Genomic DNA, 12811 nt, shown 5'->3' on the forward strand with positions numbered 1-12811 from the left:
TCGCGGCCGCTAGCGACCACGAGACGGTGAGGTGAGGATATTCAGGACCGCTATCGGATCAATTTGAAGCGCCCACCTCCGCAAAGCGCGCTTCGTTCAGATCGGCAATCAGCGAGGGACCCGTCGGGCGCCAGCCGAGCCGCGCCTGGGTGAGCGCGCTCGAAGCGGGCATGTCGAGGCCCACGAACATCCCCATCCAGCCGAAATGCGCGGCCGCCTCTTCCGGCGCGATCGAAACGACCGGCAGGCCGAGCCCGCGGCCCAGCGCCTCGGCGATTGCGCGGCTCGTCACGCCTTCTTCGCCGACCGCGTTGTAGCGCGCGCCCGGCTGACCTTTTTCCACGGCGAGCCGATAGAGGCGCACGACGTCGGAGAGATGGCCGGCGGGCCAGCGGTTCTGGCCGTCGCCCACGTAGGCGCAAACGCCTTTTTCGCGGGCGATCGCAACGAGCGGCGTAATGAGCCCTTGCCGGAACGGGTTGTGGACCTGGGGCAGCCGCACCGCGCCTACATTGAGCCCTTGTTCCAGCAGTACCTGCCCAGCCAACTCGGAAGCAATACGCGGGTTGGGATGACCCGGATTGAAGACGTCCTCGCTTGCCGGCTCGCCTGGCTGGGCATTACCGATGCCCGTGCCGGACGTGATCAGCAACGGACGATCGGAGCCGGCGAGCGCGGCGCCGAGCGCCGCAATGGCGCGCTTGTCCTTCTCGCAGTTTTCGACGAAGCGCGAGAAGTCGTGGTCGAAGGCCGTGTGGATCACGGCGTCCGCTTGCTCCGCGCCGCTGCGCAGGCTTGCCGGTTCCTCGAGCGTGCCGCGATGCACGCGTGCGCCCGCCCTCGCGAGCGCCTGTGCGCCCGCTTCGGAGCGGGTCATGCCGATCACTTCGTGACCGGCTTCAATGAGTTCCGGAACGAGCGCCGAGCCGATGAAGCCGGTCGCGCCGGTCAGAAAAATACGCATGGTCATCTCTCCTGGGTCATGACTGGCGTACTATCTCCAAATTCTCTATACCGTTAAAGTAGTGAGTTCATCATATTAAGATGACTAACAGGCTTTCCATTCCGATCCACTCGGCGGGCTCGCTCGGCGACTTCCTGAAGCGCTGCCGTACGCGGCTCGACCCCGCGAGCTTCGGTTTCAGCGGTCGCAGGCGCACGCCGGGGTTGCGTCGCGAAGAAGTGGCGCAGCGGGCCAGTATCAGTCCGACCTGGTACACGTGGCTCGAGCAGGGGCGTGGCGGCGCGCCTTCGCCGGAGGTGCTCGAACGCATCTGCAGCGCGCTGATGCTCACCGATCCGGAGCGCGAGCACCTCTTCATGCTGGGGCTCGGGCGGCCGCCCGAAGTGCGCTACAAGCCCGTGGACGGCGTCAATCCGCGGCTGCAACGCCTGCTCGACTCGCTGCGCTACAGCCCGGCCATCGTCAAGACGGCCACCTGGGAGGTCGTGGCCTGGAATCGCGCCGCGGCCATCGTACTCACCGACTACGGCAAGCTGCCGCCCGGCCAGCGCAACATCCTGCGCTTCCTGTTCTGCAACCCGGACGTGCGCGCCAAGCAGCACGACTGGGATAACGTGGCGCGCTTCGTGGTGGGCGCGTTCCGGGCCGACGTTGCACGCGCGGGTCTCGTTTCGGCCGTTGGCGAACTCGTCGACGAGTTGTGCAGCGTGAGCCCCGAGTTCGACGCCCTGTGGCGCGAGAACGAAGTGCTCGCGCACGCGGAAGCCGACCACGTGAAGCGCTTGCACCATCCCACGCTGGGTCTGATCGCGCTCGAGCAGTCGGCGTTTTCCGTCGATGGCCGGCCCGACCTGCACATGATCGTCTACAACCCGGTCGATGCCGGGCAGGCCGAACGCATCAAGGCGTTGATCGAGCAGTCGTGACACCGCCGCGCGCATGCTGACCTCTCTCGTCTTCCTCTCCCATCGCAACACTCCGGGCTTGTCCTGACTGCACCACAGCGGGCGCGACGCTTGCGGGCAAAGGCCGTCCGGTGCTCGCCGTGGCGAGCGCGTTTCGCTTCGCCGCAGCGAGGCATGAGCGGATTGCCGGCGTCGCATCCAACCAGGAGACGTGTCATGGGAGACGAGAATGGCCCGCATCACGGGTACGACCGGCGCCGTTTTCTCGCCGGCGTAGCGGCGGTTGCCGGCAGTGTTGCGCTATCGGGCTGCGGAGGCGGCGGCGGTGACGACCCGGGCGGCCACGACAGTGACGCGCCTGCACCATCGATCGGCGACGTTCCCTCACCGGACGGCGCCGACCGTTATAGCCTGCCGCGCCCGGGGTTGCCCGATCCGGCGAGTTCGGGCATCGATTTCATCGTGCTGGTCACGATGGAAAATCGTTCCTTCGACCACTTCCTCGGCTGGGTGCCGGGCGCCGAAGGCACGCCCGCGAACCGCCAGTTCAAGGACGCGTTCGGCGCGACGCAAACGCCGTTTTCGCTCGCGGCGAACGCCGCCTATGGCTACCAGGCGTGCGCGTACCAGGACCCCAATCACAGCTACGACGGCGCGCGCACGCAACTGGCTTCGGGCGAGATGAACGGCTTTCTCCTCACGCCGGGCACGAGCCTGCATCAGGGCGACTTGCTGCCCATCGGTTATTACACGTCGGCCGATGTGCAGTTCTTCGACGCCGTGGCGAGCAGCTACACGATCGGCGACTTCTACTTCAGCGGCATCCTCACCAGCACGTTTCCCAACCGCCTTTATCTGCACAGCGGCGCAACGGACCGCCTCGACGACGGTATCGACAATTCGACGCTCCCTACGATCTGGGACCGGCTCAGCGACGCGAATATCGGCGGCAACTACTACTATCACGACGTGCCGTTCACGGCGCTCTACGGCACGCGCTATGTCGGCATTTCGCGTCCGTTTGCGGATTTCGTCGCGCGTGCCGAGGCGGGCACGCTGCCGCCGTTCTGCATGGTCGATCCGGCGTTCGCGGGCGAGCCGCAAGGCACTTCCGCGGACGATCATCCGCACGCGGACATTCGCAACGGCGAGGCGTTTCTCGGCCAGGTGTACGAGGCGCTGCGCACGAGCCCGACCTGGAACCGCACGCTGATGATCGTCGTGTACGACGAATGGGGCGGCTTTCTCGAGCACGTGGTGCCGCCCACGCGGCCGATCAGCAAGAACGAGCTCGCGCTCGGCAACGACGGCAAGCTGGGCTTTCGCGTGCCGCTCGCGCTCCTGGGGCCGCGCGTTCGCGCGGGCACGGTCACGCGCTACCCGTTCGACCCGAGTTCCATTCACGCACTGCTGCAATGGCGCTTCGGCTTGCAGCCACTCGGCGTGCGCGGCAGTGATTCGGCAACCTTCAATCTCGCCTATGCGCTCGACTTCACTGATGCGCCGCGCACCGACGCGCCGGCGTTCACGATTGCCCAGGGCACGTTCGGCGGGGAGTGCTCGGGGACGCCCGGAACGTCGTCGTCGAACCCGGTGTCGTCGATCGATCAGTCGCAGCTCGCGACCAATCCGAACGTGGACCGCTTCGCGGACCTGCGCGCGAAGGCGGCGTCGTTAGGATTCCAGACGGGAGGTTAGCGCCGCGGGGTGAGCCATCGGTGCCGTCGATCGCCGTGTCAGCGCACGGCGATCGATGCCGCGATCCGGTCGGCGAGTTCGCCGAGCACGCGACTGAGCGCAGCGGCTTGTGCGGTCGCATCGTGGCCCTCGACCGGCGCGCTCAGCGCCGCCTGCTGGGAAAGCGTGGTGCGTGCGGGCTGTCCCGCCAGGAGCGTCCACGCCACTTGCAGCGTGAGCGTGCCGCCTGCGCTCGCGTTGCAGTCGAGCACCGTGACGACGAGCGTGCGCGTGCCGGCGGGCGCGGGCGCGTCCGGAAAAACGAATGCGCCGGCCGGCAGGCGCGGCAGCAGGTCTTGCGCGAGCGTGCTGCGCATCATCTGCGCGAGCGGCGCGCCCCAGCGGTCGTTGTCGTCGACTGCGAGCCGGTTGGGCGCGATATGCGTCACCACTTCGGGCCGGTCGAGCACGGCGGGAATATGCACGGCGCTCAGTTGCACCGGCGCCATGGCGGCGGTGGCAAGCGGCGCTTGCGCGGGCGTCGCGTTGAGCGTGACGTAACGCGTGGGCGGACTGTGGCCACATCCGGCGAACCCGGCGCCGATGCCCACGACCACGGCCGCACGCAGCAGTCGCGCGATCGAGGCCGCTGCGCATCCGGCGCAGCGCGCTTGGCGGCGCATCATTGGCTCTCCTCCTGCGCCTTGCCGTGCAGCAGCGCTTCGGGGTGCCGGTCGAGATAGTCGGCGAGCGCGCGCACCGAGCGCGCGGTATCGGTCAGCTCGCGCAGCGCGGCGGGCAGGTCGTTCTGGCTCGAAGCGTCGGCGCCCAGCGTGCGATTGGCCGCCGCGACGGTGCGATCGGCTTCGTTCGCCGTCTCGCGCAGCTGCGCGACGAGCGGGCCGATCTGGGGCGACACCTGCGCGAGCGTCTGATCGATTTGCGCCACCGAGCGGTCGATGTGCTTCAGGCTGTCGCGGATCTGCGGCGAGGAGCTGATGGCGTTCACGTGCGCCGCAATGCTGCGCACTTCGTCGCCCGTTTGCTTGATGGGCAGGTCGTCGATCTTCGCGATCACGTCGCTGGCGCGCGAGGTCATGGTGTCGAAATCGGCAGGGGCGACGCTCGGAATCACGGGAAGCCCGTTGTCGGCGGTGAGCGTCGCGCCCGCCGCGCCCGCAACGAAGTCGAGATTGACCTTGCGCGGCCCGACGAGCGGCGGGTCCTGCGAAAGGCGCGCGCGCAGCCCGTCGGCGACGAGGTGATCGAGCATGCCGTCGACGAGCGGCCGCCAGTTGCCGTCCGCGGGCGGCGGCGCGCCGACGATGCCGAGCTGCGACGGATCCAGCGCGAGCTGAACGGGCGTGCTCAGCGCGCCCGTGCGCGCGTCGTAGCTCAGGCGCACGCTCGTGACGGTGCCCACGGGAAAGCCGCGCAGATCCACCTCCGAGCCGGTCTCCAGGTTGCCGACCGCGCCGTCGAAGCGCACCGCATAGGTCACCATCGGGCCGTGTTCGGGTGCGAGCGGAGGCCGGCGATCGCTGCCGTCGAAGTGGTCGGCATGTTTGCCGGGACCCGGCTCCATGACGATCTCGGGCCCCGAAAGCATGCCCTTCAGCGAGGCCGGATCGCTCAAATCCACCTTCGCGCCGCGCAGGTAGAACCGCGTGCCCGAGCGCAAATACGGATTCTCCGCCCGGTCGATCCGGAGCTTTGTTTCGACATGCTTTCCATCTGGCGCGAGCGATACGTCCGAGACAGTGCCCACCTTCACGCCGTGCAGCGTGACGATCGTGTCGTCGGGCTTCATGCCGTAAGCATTGTCGAACGTGACGACAACGGTCTCGCCGTCATGGATGAGCGCGCGCAGGCCGAGCCAGCCCGTCGTGCCAATGGCGGCGATCGGCACGGCCCAGATCCAGCCGGGCCAGGCGCTGCGCCGCACTTCGGCCTGCGTGCGGTGGCGACGCGGGCCGCTCATGGCTTTCTCCGCGTATGCGCGTCCCACATCATGCGCGGGTCGAAGCTGCGCGAAGCCATCATCGTGAAGAAGACGACGAGCGCGAACGCCGTCGCGCCGATGGCGGGTCTAGCCACCGCCACGCCGTCGAAGTGGATCAGCGGCACGAAGGCCGCGATCGTGAAGACATCGACGTTCGACCAGCGTCCGAGCTCGTCGATCCAGCGATAGAGATGGGCCTTGGCGCGCAGATGCCGGCGCGAATGGCACAACACCGAGGTGATGAACCATGCCATGCCACCGAGCTTCGCAACGGGAATCACGATGCTCGTGCAGATGATCAGGATGCCGAATGGCCATAACCCGACGTGGAAGAGCTGATAAACGCCGTCGATGATGCGGTGCGAGTCGTAACGCCCGAGCTGCCGCGACATGGTCATCGGATAGAAGTTGGCGGGCACGGTGAGCACGAGCGCCGCAAGCGTGAGCGCGGCCGCGCGCACCACGGCGTCGGGCTTGCGCGCGCGCAATTTCAGGCCGCAGCGCGGGCATGGCCGGCCCTCATGCGCAATGGGCACGACGAGGTCGCACACGGGGCAGGACAGCGCGCCATGCCCGTGCGGCGCTTGCTGGTCGGGGACGATGGCGCGCCAGACAGTGCGGCGATCGAGCGAGGCGCGCGTGAGCATCGACATGAGCGCGGCGAGGATGAAACAGTAGCCTCCCGCCCCGATCGTTCCGGTGAGGTTTTGCGTGACGCGCGCATAGCCGACGAGGCAGCCCGCGAGATACACATCGGGCATGGCCCAGATGTCGAGCGCGATGGACCAGCGAAAGAGCGTGCCGATATGCCTGAATCGCACGCCGAAGCGGACCAGTCCAAGCACGATCATGAGCACACCGAAGCGCACGAACGGCAGCACGATGCCGAACGCGCCGAGCAACAGCGCGAGCGCGAGCCAGCCGTCGCGCCAGATCGACACGATGCCCGACGCGAGAACGGCGGAACGATCGGCGCCGAGCATGTGCACCGTCATCAGCGGCGCGAGGTTGGCGGGGAACAGCAGGACGAATGTCGTAATGGCGCAGGCGAGCGAAGCGCTGATGCTGCGCCCGCTGCGCCGCTCCAGCGGGTAGTGGCAGATCCTGCAGCGCGCGAGCATGCGCGGGCCGAGCGGAGGGATGTCCTCGAGGGCGCCGCATTCGGGACAGCCAATCGTCATGGGCGGGGCTCCTGACTACGCCTCGCGATGACACACGATTCGCATCAGTGAGGCTGTTTCAGACCACGCGCATAAAGCGTTCCCGCGCCGCGGCGGATGCTCAGCCTTCCGATTTATTGCGGTTCAAGACCCATGCCGCGCCGAGCGCGAAGCCGACGGCGGCGGCGAGCCCGAGCGCGGTCATGGGCTTGTCGGCGACGTTGTCGCGTGTGGCGTCGGCGGCATTGTTCAGGGCCTGCTGGGACTTGCCATACAGGATCTTTGCCTTGCCGGCCAGGCCCATGGCGGGGTCGCCCAGCATGCGGCCGGCCAGGTGCTGCGCCTCTCCCGCGACCTCGCTCGCGACGGCGTGTGCGTGTCTCGTGTCCATGATCGTGCTCCTGTGCTCAGGGTGGGTCATTGAATATGCGCGCTCCACTTGCGCAATCACGGTGGAGCAACGCGAATGCCCGCAGCACGGCGATCGATGAAGCAAAGGCGAATCAGCGCTCGCGCGCAAGCGTGAGCGCGGCGGTGATCTGATCGAGGCCGATGGGTTTGACGAGATGCCGGTCGAAGCCGGCCTGCGCGCTGCGCAGCACGTCGCCGGCTTGCGCCCAGCCGGTGAGCGCGACGAGCCACAGATCGCGCAAGCCTGCGCGTGCGCGTACCCGCTGCGCGAACTCGCAGCCGTCGATGCCCGGCATGTCGAGATCGACGAATGCGATCGCCGGCGTGGACCGTTCCAGCGCAGCGAGCGCCGTTTCCCCGTCGTAGAACACGGCACACTCGCAGCCGAGTACGCCAAGCAGTTCGCCGAGGCTGTCCGCGGCGTCGCGGTTATCGTCGACGATCAACACCTTGGTGCCGTCGAGCCGGGCGACGGCGGCGGCTCCGTTAATGGGCGCGGCCGGCTCGAAGGCGTGGTCGACGGGCAGTGAAACGACGAAGCGGCTTCCGAGGTTCCTGCCTTCGCTGGTTGCCGAGATCGTGCCGCCATGGAGTTCGACGAGCTTCTTCGACAACGCGAGCCCCACGCCGAGTCCGTCCATGTGCCGCTCGGGCTGCAGGCGTCCGAACAGCGTGAAGAGCAGGGACGACTCCTCCGGCGTGAAGCCCATGCCGTTGTCGGTGACCGTGACGACCACACGGTTCAGGTCGCATTCCACGGCAATCTCGATGCGGCCGCCCGCGGGCGTGTATTTCGCCGAGTTGTTGAGCAGATTGGCGAACACCTGGGCGAGCCGCACGTCGTCGCCGTGCAGATGCAGCGGCGCGGCCGCCTTGCTCACCGCCAGCGCATGCCGCGCCTTCTCGATGGCCGGCCGGCTCAGGTCAAGCGCGGTTTCCAGCACGGTATGGATATCGATGCGGCGCCGGCGCAGCGCAATCGCACCGCTGTTGATGCGCGCCACTTCCATCAGGTCGTCGACGATTAACGGATCTGCGTCTCGCGTCGTCATAGTGGTTCTGTACGGGGGCGCCCAGTACCGGCAATCCGCATATTCTATGCGGCTTTGTCAGAGCCGTGTGTTGCCGGCTTGTAAATAGGGTTATATCCAGTTGCGTTTGCAACGAGCCCGCCACGTGGGCGCCGCAGGAACATGCGATGCGAATTTAAAGGTATCCGATAAGGCCGATTGTCTGACCATGCCGGCATGCCCGATGCACTGATAAATGGGGATGCCGGGGTTGGAACATCGGGGTGAGCTGGGAGGGAAACGACGATGCGCAGGAAATCACGATCATTGCGAGCCATGGCCGATAAATGGCTTATCTTGCGGCCGGACACGCGCGTGCACGTCACGCGTGTCGCGCAGGGTGCAAGGAAGCACCGCTCGTGCGTCTACGTCAGCGCGGACGGCACCGTGGGCCAATCGGGCATGTTCTTCTTCCGTCACGACGACGGCAGCTGGTACATCTTTCCGCCGGACGAAGCGCGTCCGGCGCTCGGCGTCGAGGGAGGTAACGCCTGAGCGCCGCGGCAAGCCGCGGTATACCCGGCCGGAGCGCTGGCGCCGTTCACGGGCCGAACAGCCCCTGCGTCGGCAGCGACAGCTTGCCGTGATCGACGAAGCGCGTGCCGCCGCCGATGCCGCCGGCCAGGCGTCCGCGTATTTCGTAGGGAACGTTGCCGGCCTGTGCGCTGCCCGCAAAGGCGAAAGCCTGGCGCACGGCGGCGAAGGCCGGCACGGTCAGCGGCACGACGATCACGGCTTCACCGAAGCGCGGCACGACGCCGCTTTGATCGCTCACGCCGCTGGCAAACGATTGACCGTTCAGGTCCAGTTGCAATGACACGCCGCTAAATTCGACCGGTGTGTCGTTGGGATTCTGGATGCGCAGCTTCACGTTGAAGCGCATCTCCATGCCTTCGCCCTGTAGCGGCTCGAGCCCTGCCACGTTGACCCGCAGCGGGTCTCCCATCATTCCCGCGCAGCCGCCTAGCCAGAACAGCATGCAAAGCAAGGTGCAGACAAGTCGCATTGAGCGCCTGGCGTCAGGTGCTGGCATGGCAAGTACCTCGATCGTCGAGTCCGCGAGTGCCGCCTAGTGTAGCGTCGATCGTTCGCGGGATTCTTGCCGGCCGACCAGCTCGATCCGGATTGCATGGATTCAGGCCGAACCTGCGATACGATACGTCCCCGACGCTCAAGCAATATGCGCCACACGCGGCCGAAATTCTTTTCAATCTGCTTTCACCGGTCGAGTGCCGCCTCACGCGTCGTGACTCTCTCCTTTCGTTGCCCGGCCCGTTCTCATGCTCAGCGCCTTCGCTCTATTCGGGATCTTGATCGTATCTTGCCTGATGAGCGTCGCCATCCTGGGCTCGCTGATCCGAACCGCCGTGCCGGGCGTGGGCCGCTGGTGTCTGGGCTATGCGCTGGTGGCCACGGCCTCCACCTGGATCGTGCTCGCCGGCCCGGGTGCTGGCGCGATCACGATCGTCGCGACGTCGGTCGCGACCCTGGGCGCGGTCGTGCTGCTCGTGCAGGGCACGCGCCAGTTCTTCGGCATGCGCGCCGTGTGGCACACGGAATCGGCGGCGCTGGTCATGATCTGCGCTGCGCTGGTCTATTTCATGTGGGTGTCGCCCAGTGTCGGCGCGCGAGGCGTGCTCGTCTCGCTGGGCCTCATCTATGGGCGGCTCGCGATCGGTACGCTGGTGCTGCGGCACGCCTCGCGCGAGGGTACGCGCTACGCATGCCGGCTGATCGCCGTGGCCGCCGGGGTCGGTGCGCTCGTGTATGTCGCGCGCATCGCCGCGATCGTCTCCGGGGCCGTGCCGTCGCTTACGTTCGTGCAGCCGTCGCCCTGGAACGTGGCGCTGCTCGGCCTTGCGATCGTCACGTTGCCCTGCATGTCGATCGGCATGGTGATGCTCGCTCACGACCGGATCCTTGGGCGCATGGAAAAGCTCGCGACGATCGACGAACTGACGGGCGCGCTCACGCGCCGTGCGTTCATCGCCAGGGCGCAGGTCCTGCTCGCGCAGGCGCGGGAGAAGGGCGATCCGTTGTCGATCGCGATTCTCGACATCGACAACTTCAAGGCCGTCAACGACGGCTTCGGCCATGCGGTCGGCGATCGCATCCTGGCGCACGTCGCCTCGGTCGTCTCCGCGCAATTGAGGTCATGCGATCTGTTCGGGCGGTTGGGCGGCGAAGAGTTCGCGATCCTCTTTGCCTACGCGCAAAAGCACGATGCAGCGACGTTGACGAATACGCTGCGGCTCGCTGTCGAACGATCGTCCGCCGAAGGGGTGCGCTGCACCCTCAGCGCGGGCGTCGGCAGGTTCGTGCCGGGCGATACGCTGGAGAGCGCGATGGTGCGCGCCGACGCTGCGCTCTATGTCGCGAAGGCGGCGGGGCGCAATCGCGTCGTCATGACATCGGATGCCGAGGAAGGCGAAGCCCGCTACCTCGCCGAATCGCGTTAAAGAAATGCTTGCCCGGCAAATTTATTCCAGGGAAAATTCGCGCTGACGAAAACCGGCAGCGACGCCGGCTTCGTGCGACCCGGCGCGTCGTACCGGGCAGGCCAATCATTACCCGGGCAATGGCGTCCGCAACGGTGTTCATGCCGGATAACTGCCCATGTTCAAGCGCCTCTTCTCCGAACTCGCCCGAGTCTTCGTTCCCGTTGGGCGAGAATCCGACTTCTCCGCTCTGATCGACTTCCCGTGCTGCGCGCTAGACGACGCCGCCATCGAACGGGAAAGCGGTCTGTCCCGATTGCGTGACAGTGCGGGCATGCGTGCGGCCCGCTCGCGCCGCCGCGTCTGGCGGCTTCGCGCAGTGCGCCGCGATCTTCGCCGCGCCGTTCGTCCGGCGACGCGCTTTTAAAGCGGCACTACGCTCGCCCGTTATCAGGGATAAAGCCGCTTGGATTCGTCATAGAAAACCTGCTACTGTCATTGGCACAAAACCCCGGCTGGCAGGCCGTTGCCACAACAGGGTTTCAATTGCTTTACGGTGAATCGCCAATATGGATGAATTGCTTGAGCGGCTTTCCCAGAAGGTTGTCGCGGCGCAGAATCTGGAAGGACTCGTGCGGCCGCTTCTCGAAATGCTTGGAATATTGACCGGACTTGAGTCGACCTACCTGACATCGGTGGACTTCCGTCGTGAGGTGCAGACCGTCCTCTATTCGCGCAACGAGGGCGACGTGCAGATGATGGAGGGCCTGCAGGTTCAGTGGTTCGACACCCTCTGCAAGCGCAGTCTGGAAAGCGGGCGGCGCGTGGTCAGCAACGTCAAGGATATTTGGGGCGATTCGCGGGCGGCCTCGGACCTCGGCATTTGCACCTACGCGAGCGCGCCGGTCTGCGCGGAAGGCGGCGCCGTCATCGGCACGCTATGCGGCATCAGCCGCGAGAGTCTCGAAGTCAACGCGCGGGCGCGCGGCGCGCTGAATGTCTTCGCGAAACTGATCTCGGAGCATATCGAGCGCGAGCGGCTCATCGAACAACTCACGCTCGCCAACGAGCATCTCGCACAACGCGCCTTGATCGACGACATGACGGAACTGCCGAACCGGCGCGCGCCGGCAAGAGCAACTGGACATTCCGGTAAGCCCTCAACTGCCGCTATCAACCGGGACCTGCAACTCCCTTTAGGGTCTTCCCTGCCATAGGTGTTTCCGCCTGTTTTTGACGACTCGACGCGAGTATTCTGGACTGCTACCTTACCGGGCACAGGTGCACCCCGCAGCGTCGATCACGCTTGCGGCGGGCGCCGCGGGGGAATGTCCGCGCCGCAACCATGCGGGCGGTGTCCATGTCTTGACCACCCTGATATCCAGAACCGAGGGGATCCCATGAAAAAGTTGTTTGCAGCCGTATCTATTGCCTTGATCGCCTCCACGGCCAGCGTCGGTGCCTTTGCGGCGGACACCATTCGTTTTGGTGTCGATGCAAGCTATCCGCCGTTCGAATCGAAAGCCCCGGACGGCAAACTGGTCGGCTTCGACATCGATCTCGGCAACGAGATCTGCCACCGTCTGAATGCCAAATGCGTCTGGATCGAGAACGACTTCGACGGCATGATTCCGGCGCTGAAGGCGCGCAAGTTCGACGGCGTGCTGTCGTCGATGTCGATGACCCCGGCGCGCAGAGAGCAGATCGCGTTCTCGGACAAGTTGTTCAACACGCCGACGCGTCTCGTCGTCAAGACGGGCTCGGGCATCATGCCGACCGCGGAATCGCTCAAGGGTAAGCGCGTGGGCGTGGAGCAGGGCACGATTCAGGAGACCTATGCAAAGGCGCATTGGGCAGCGGCTGGCGTAGAGGTCGTGCCTTACCAGAATCAGGACCAGGTCTATCAAGACTTGCTGGCCGGCCGCGTGGACGCGGCGCTGCAAGACGCCGTGCAGGCCGAAGTGGGCTTCCTGAAGACGCCGCGCGGCCAGGGCTACAGCTTTGCGGGCGGCGATCTGGACGATCCGGCCACGCTCGGCAACGGCGCCGGCATCGGCCTGCGCAAGGAAGACACCGCGCTCAAGACGAAGATCGACGGCGCGATCGCCAGCATCATCAAGGACGGTACGTACAAGAAGATCGAGAAGAAGTACTTCGACTTCGACGTGTACGGCAAGTGATGTG

14 protein-coding genes are annotated in these 12811 nt (G+C 66.1%); 7 read left to right on the top strand and 7 right to left on the bottom strand.

Annotation, left to right across the window (positions count from 1 at the left end; all coding sequences use genetic code 11):
* Positions 1 to 58: 58 nt before the first annotated feature.
* Positions 59 to 964: an SDR family oxidoreductase gene (locus AB4Y40_RS28645; RefSeq protein ID WP_368690713.1), complete on the bottom strand. Its 906-nt coding sequence runs from the start codon at positions 962 to 964 to the stop codon at positions 59 to 61.
* 80 nt (positions 965 to 1044) lie between these two features.
* Here AB4Y40_RS28645 and AB4Y40_RS28650 point away from each other — a divergent pair, with 80 nt between their 5' ends.
* Both AB4Y40_RS28650 and AB4Y40_RS28655 read left to right on the top strand, forming a co-directional pair.
* Entirely contained in the window at positions 1045 to 1890 is an 846-nt protein-coding gene (locus AB4Y40_RS28650; protein WP_368690714.1) for a helix-turn-helix transcriptional regulator, read from the top strand.
* A gap of 195 nt (positions 1891 to 2085) precedes the next feature.
* Positions 2086 to 3567 carry an alkaline phosphatase family protein gene (locus AB4Y40_RS28655; protein ID WP_368690715.1) on the top strand — a complete coding sequence of 494 codons (1482 nt, stop codon included), beginning with the start codon at positions 2086 to 2088 and terminating at the stop codon, positions 3565 to 3567.
* Positions 3568 to 3605: 38 nt separating this feature from the next.
* On the opposite strand, the gene AB4Y40_RS28660 is transcribed toward AB4Y40_RS28655, so the two are convergent.
* From AB4Y40_RS28660 to AB4Y40_RS28680, 5 genes are all read right to left on the bottom strand, one after another.
* Positions 3606 to 4232 carry a membrane integrity-associated transporter subunit PqiC gene (locus tag AB4Y40_RS28660; protein WP_368690716.1) on the bottom strand — a complete coding sequence of 209 codons (627 nt, stop codon included), beginning with the start codon at positions 4230 to 4232 and terminating at the stop codon, positions 3606 to 3608.
* A complete protein-coding gene (locus AB4Y40_RS28665; protein WP_368690717.1) occupies positions 4229 to 5527 on the bottom strand; it encodes an MlaD family protein in 1299 nt (432 codons plus the stop codon). Before AB4Y40_RS28665 ends, AB4Y40_RS28660 begins: the two co-directional genes overlap by 4 nt.
* On the bottom strand, positions 5524 to 6729 hold the full coding sequence (locus tag AB4Y40_RS28670) for a paraquat-inducible protein A (protein ID WP_368690718.1): 1206 nt from the start codon (positions 6727 to 6729) through the stop codon (positions 5524 to 5526). The genes AB4Y40_RS28665 and AB4Y40_RS28670 overlap by 4 nt, the downstream gene beginning before the upstream one ends.
* A 100-nt stretch (positions 6730 to 6829) precedes the next feature.
* Entirely contained in the window at positions 6830 to 7099 is a 270-nt protein-coding gene (locus AB4Y40_RS28675) for a CsbD family protein (RefSeq protein ID WP_342924616.1), read from the bottom strand.
* Positions 7100 to 7211: 112 nt separating this feature from the next.
* Positions 7212 to 8171 (bottom strand): ATP-binding protein, encoded by a 960-nt coding sequence (locus AB4Y40_RS28680; RefSeq protein ID WP_368690719.1) that lies wholly within the window; start codon positions 8169 to 8171, stop codon positions 7212 to 7214.
* A gap of 294 nt (positions 8172 to 8465) precedes the next feature.
* On the opposite strand from AB4Y40_RS28680, the gene AB4Y40_RS28685 reads away from it, so the two are divergent.
* A complete protein-coding gene (locus AB4Y40_RS28685) occupies positions 8466 to 8684 on the top strand; it encodes a hypothetical protein (protein WP_368690720.1) in 219 nt (72 codons plus the stop codon).
* A gap of 46 nt (positions 8685 to 8730) precedes the next feature.
* Here the strand turns inward: AB4Y40_RS28685 and AB4Y40_RS28690 are convergent, their stop codons facing one another.
* Positions 8731 to 9195: an LEA type 2 family protein gene (locus AB4Y40_RS28690; RefSeq protein ID WP_368690721.1), complete on the bottom strand. Its 465-nt coding sequence runs from the start codon at positions 9193 to 9195 to the stop codon at positions 8731 to 8733.
* 322 nt (positions 9196 to 9517) lie between these two features.
* Between AB4Y40_RS28690 and AB4Y40_RS28695 the strand changes: the two genes are divergently transcribed.
* The 4 genes from AB4Y40_RS28695 to AB4Y40_RS28710 all read left to right on the top strand — a co-directional run bounded on the left by AB4Y40_RS28695 (position 9518) and on the right by AB4Y40_RS28710 (position 12807).
* On the top strand, positions 9518 to 10648 hold the full coding sequence (locus tag AB4Y40_RS28695) for a diguanylate cyclase (RefSeq protein ID WP_368690722.1): 1131 nt from the start codon (positions 9518 to 9520) through the stop codon (positions 10646 to 10648).
* 157 nt (positions 10649 to 10805) lie between these two features.
* Positions 10806 to 11054: a hypothetical protein gene (locus AB4Y40_RS28700; RefSeq protein ID WP_368690723.1), complete on the top strand. Its 249-nt coding sequence runs from the start codon at positions 10806 to 10808 to the stop codon at positions 11052 to 11054.
* Between the two features lie 142 nt (positions 11055 to 11196).
* Positions 11197 to 11844: a hypothetical protein gene (locus AB4Y40_RS28705; protein WP_368690724.1), complete on the top strand. Its 648-nt coding sequence runs from the start codon at positions 11197 to 11199 to the stop codon at positions 11842 to 11844.
* Between the two features lie 183 nt (positions 11845 to 12027).
* A complete protein-coding gene (locus AB4Y40_RS28710) occupies positions 12028 to 12807 on the top strand; it encodes an ABC transporter substrate-binding protein (RefSeq protein ID WP_324153421.1) in 780 nt (259 codons plus the stop codon).
* The last annotated feature ends 4 nt before the right edge of the window (positions 12808 to 12811 follow it).

Source organism: Paraburkholderia sp. EG287B (genome assembly GCF_040965595.1).
Taxonomy (GTDB): Bacteria; Pseudomonadota; Gammaproteobacteria; order Burkholderiales; family Burkholderiaceae; genus Paraburkholderia.

What these genes read in the sequence shown, in the direction of transcription:
- AB4Y40_RS28660 (WP_368690716.1), bottom strand. Translation starts at nt 4,232, where the DNA reads ATGATGCGCCGCCAAGCGCGCTGCGCCGGATGCGCAGCGGCCTCGATC.
- AB4Y40_RS28670 (WP_368690718.1), bottom strand. Translation starts at nt 6,729, where the DNA reads ATGACGATTGGCTGTCCCGAATGCGGCGCCCTCGAGGACATCCCTCCG.
- AB4Y40_RS28710 (WP_324153421.1), top strand. Translation starts at nt 12,028, where the DNA reads ATGAAAAAGTTGTTTGCAGCCGTATCTATTGCCTTGATCGCCTCCACG.
- AB4Y40_RS28645 (WP_368690713.1), bottom strand. Translation starts at nt 964, where the DNA reads ATGCGTATTTTTCTGACCGGCGCGACCGGCTTCATCGGCTCGGCGCTC.
- AB4Y40_RS28690 (WP_368690721.1), bottom strand. Translation starts at nt 9,195, where the DNA reads ATGCGACTTGTCTGCACCTTGCTTTGCATGCTGTTCTGGCTAGGCGGC.
- AB4Y40_RS28685 (WP_368690720.1), top strand. Translation starts at nt 8,466, where the DNA reads ATGGCCGATAAATGGCTTATCTTGCGGCCGGACACGCGCGTGCACGTC.
- AB4Y40_RS28675 (WP_342924616.1), bottom strand. Translation starts at nt 7,099, where the DNA reads ATGGACACGAGACACGCACACGCCGTCGCGAGCGAGGTCGCGGGAGAG.
- AB4Y40_RS28695 (WP_368690722.1), top strand. Translation starts at nt 9,518, where the DNA reads ATGAGCGTCGCCATCCTGGGCTCGCTGATCCGAACCGCCGTGCCGGGC.
- AB4Y40_RS28665 (WP_368690717.1), bottom strand. Translation starts at nt 5,527, where the DNA reads ATGAGCGGCCCGCGTCGCCACCGCACGCAGGCCGAAGTGCGGCGCAGC.
- AB4Y40_RS28655 (WP_368690715.1), top strand. Translation starts at nt 2,086, where the DNA reads ATGGGAGACGAGAATGGCCCGCATCACGGGTACGACCGGCGCCGTTTT.
- AB4Y40_RS28700 (WP_368690723.1), top strand. Translation starts at nt 10,806, where the DNA reads ATGTTCAAGCGCCTCTTCTCCGAACTCGCCCGAGTCTTCGTTCCCGTT.
- AB4Y40_RS28680 (WP_368690719.1), bottom strand. Translation starts at nt 8,171, where the DNA reads ATGACGACGCGAGACGCAGATCCGTTAATCGTCGACGACCTGATGGAA.
- AB4Y40_RS28650 (WP_368690714.1), top strand. Translation starts at nt 1,045, where the DNA reads ATGACTAACAGGCTTTCCATTCCGATCCACTCGGCGGGCTCGCTCGGC.
- AB4Y40_RS28705 (WP_368690724.1), top strand. Translation starts at nt 11,197, where the DNA reads ATGGATGAATTGCTTGAGCGGCTTTCCCAGAAGGTTGTCGCGGCGCAG.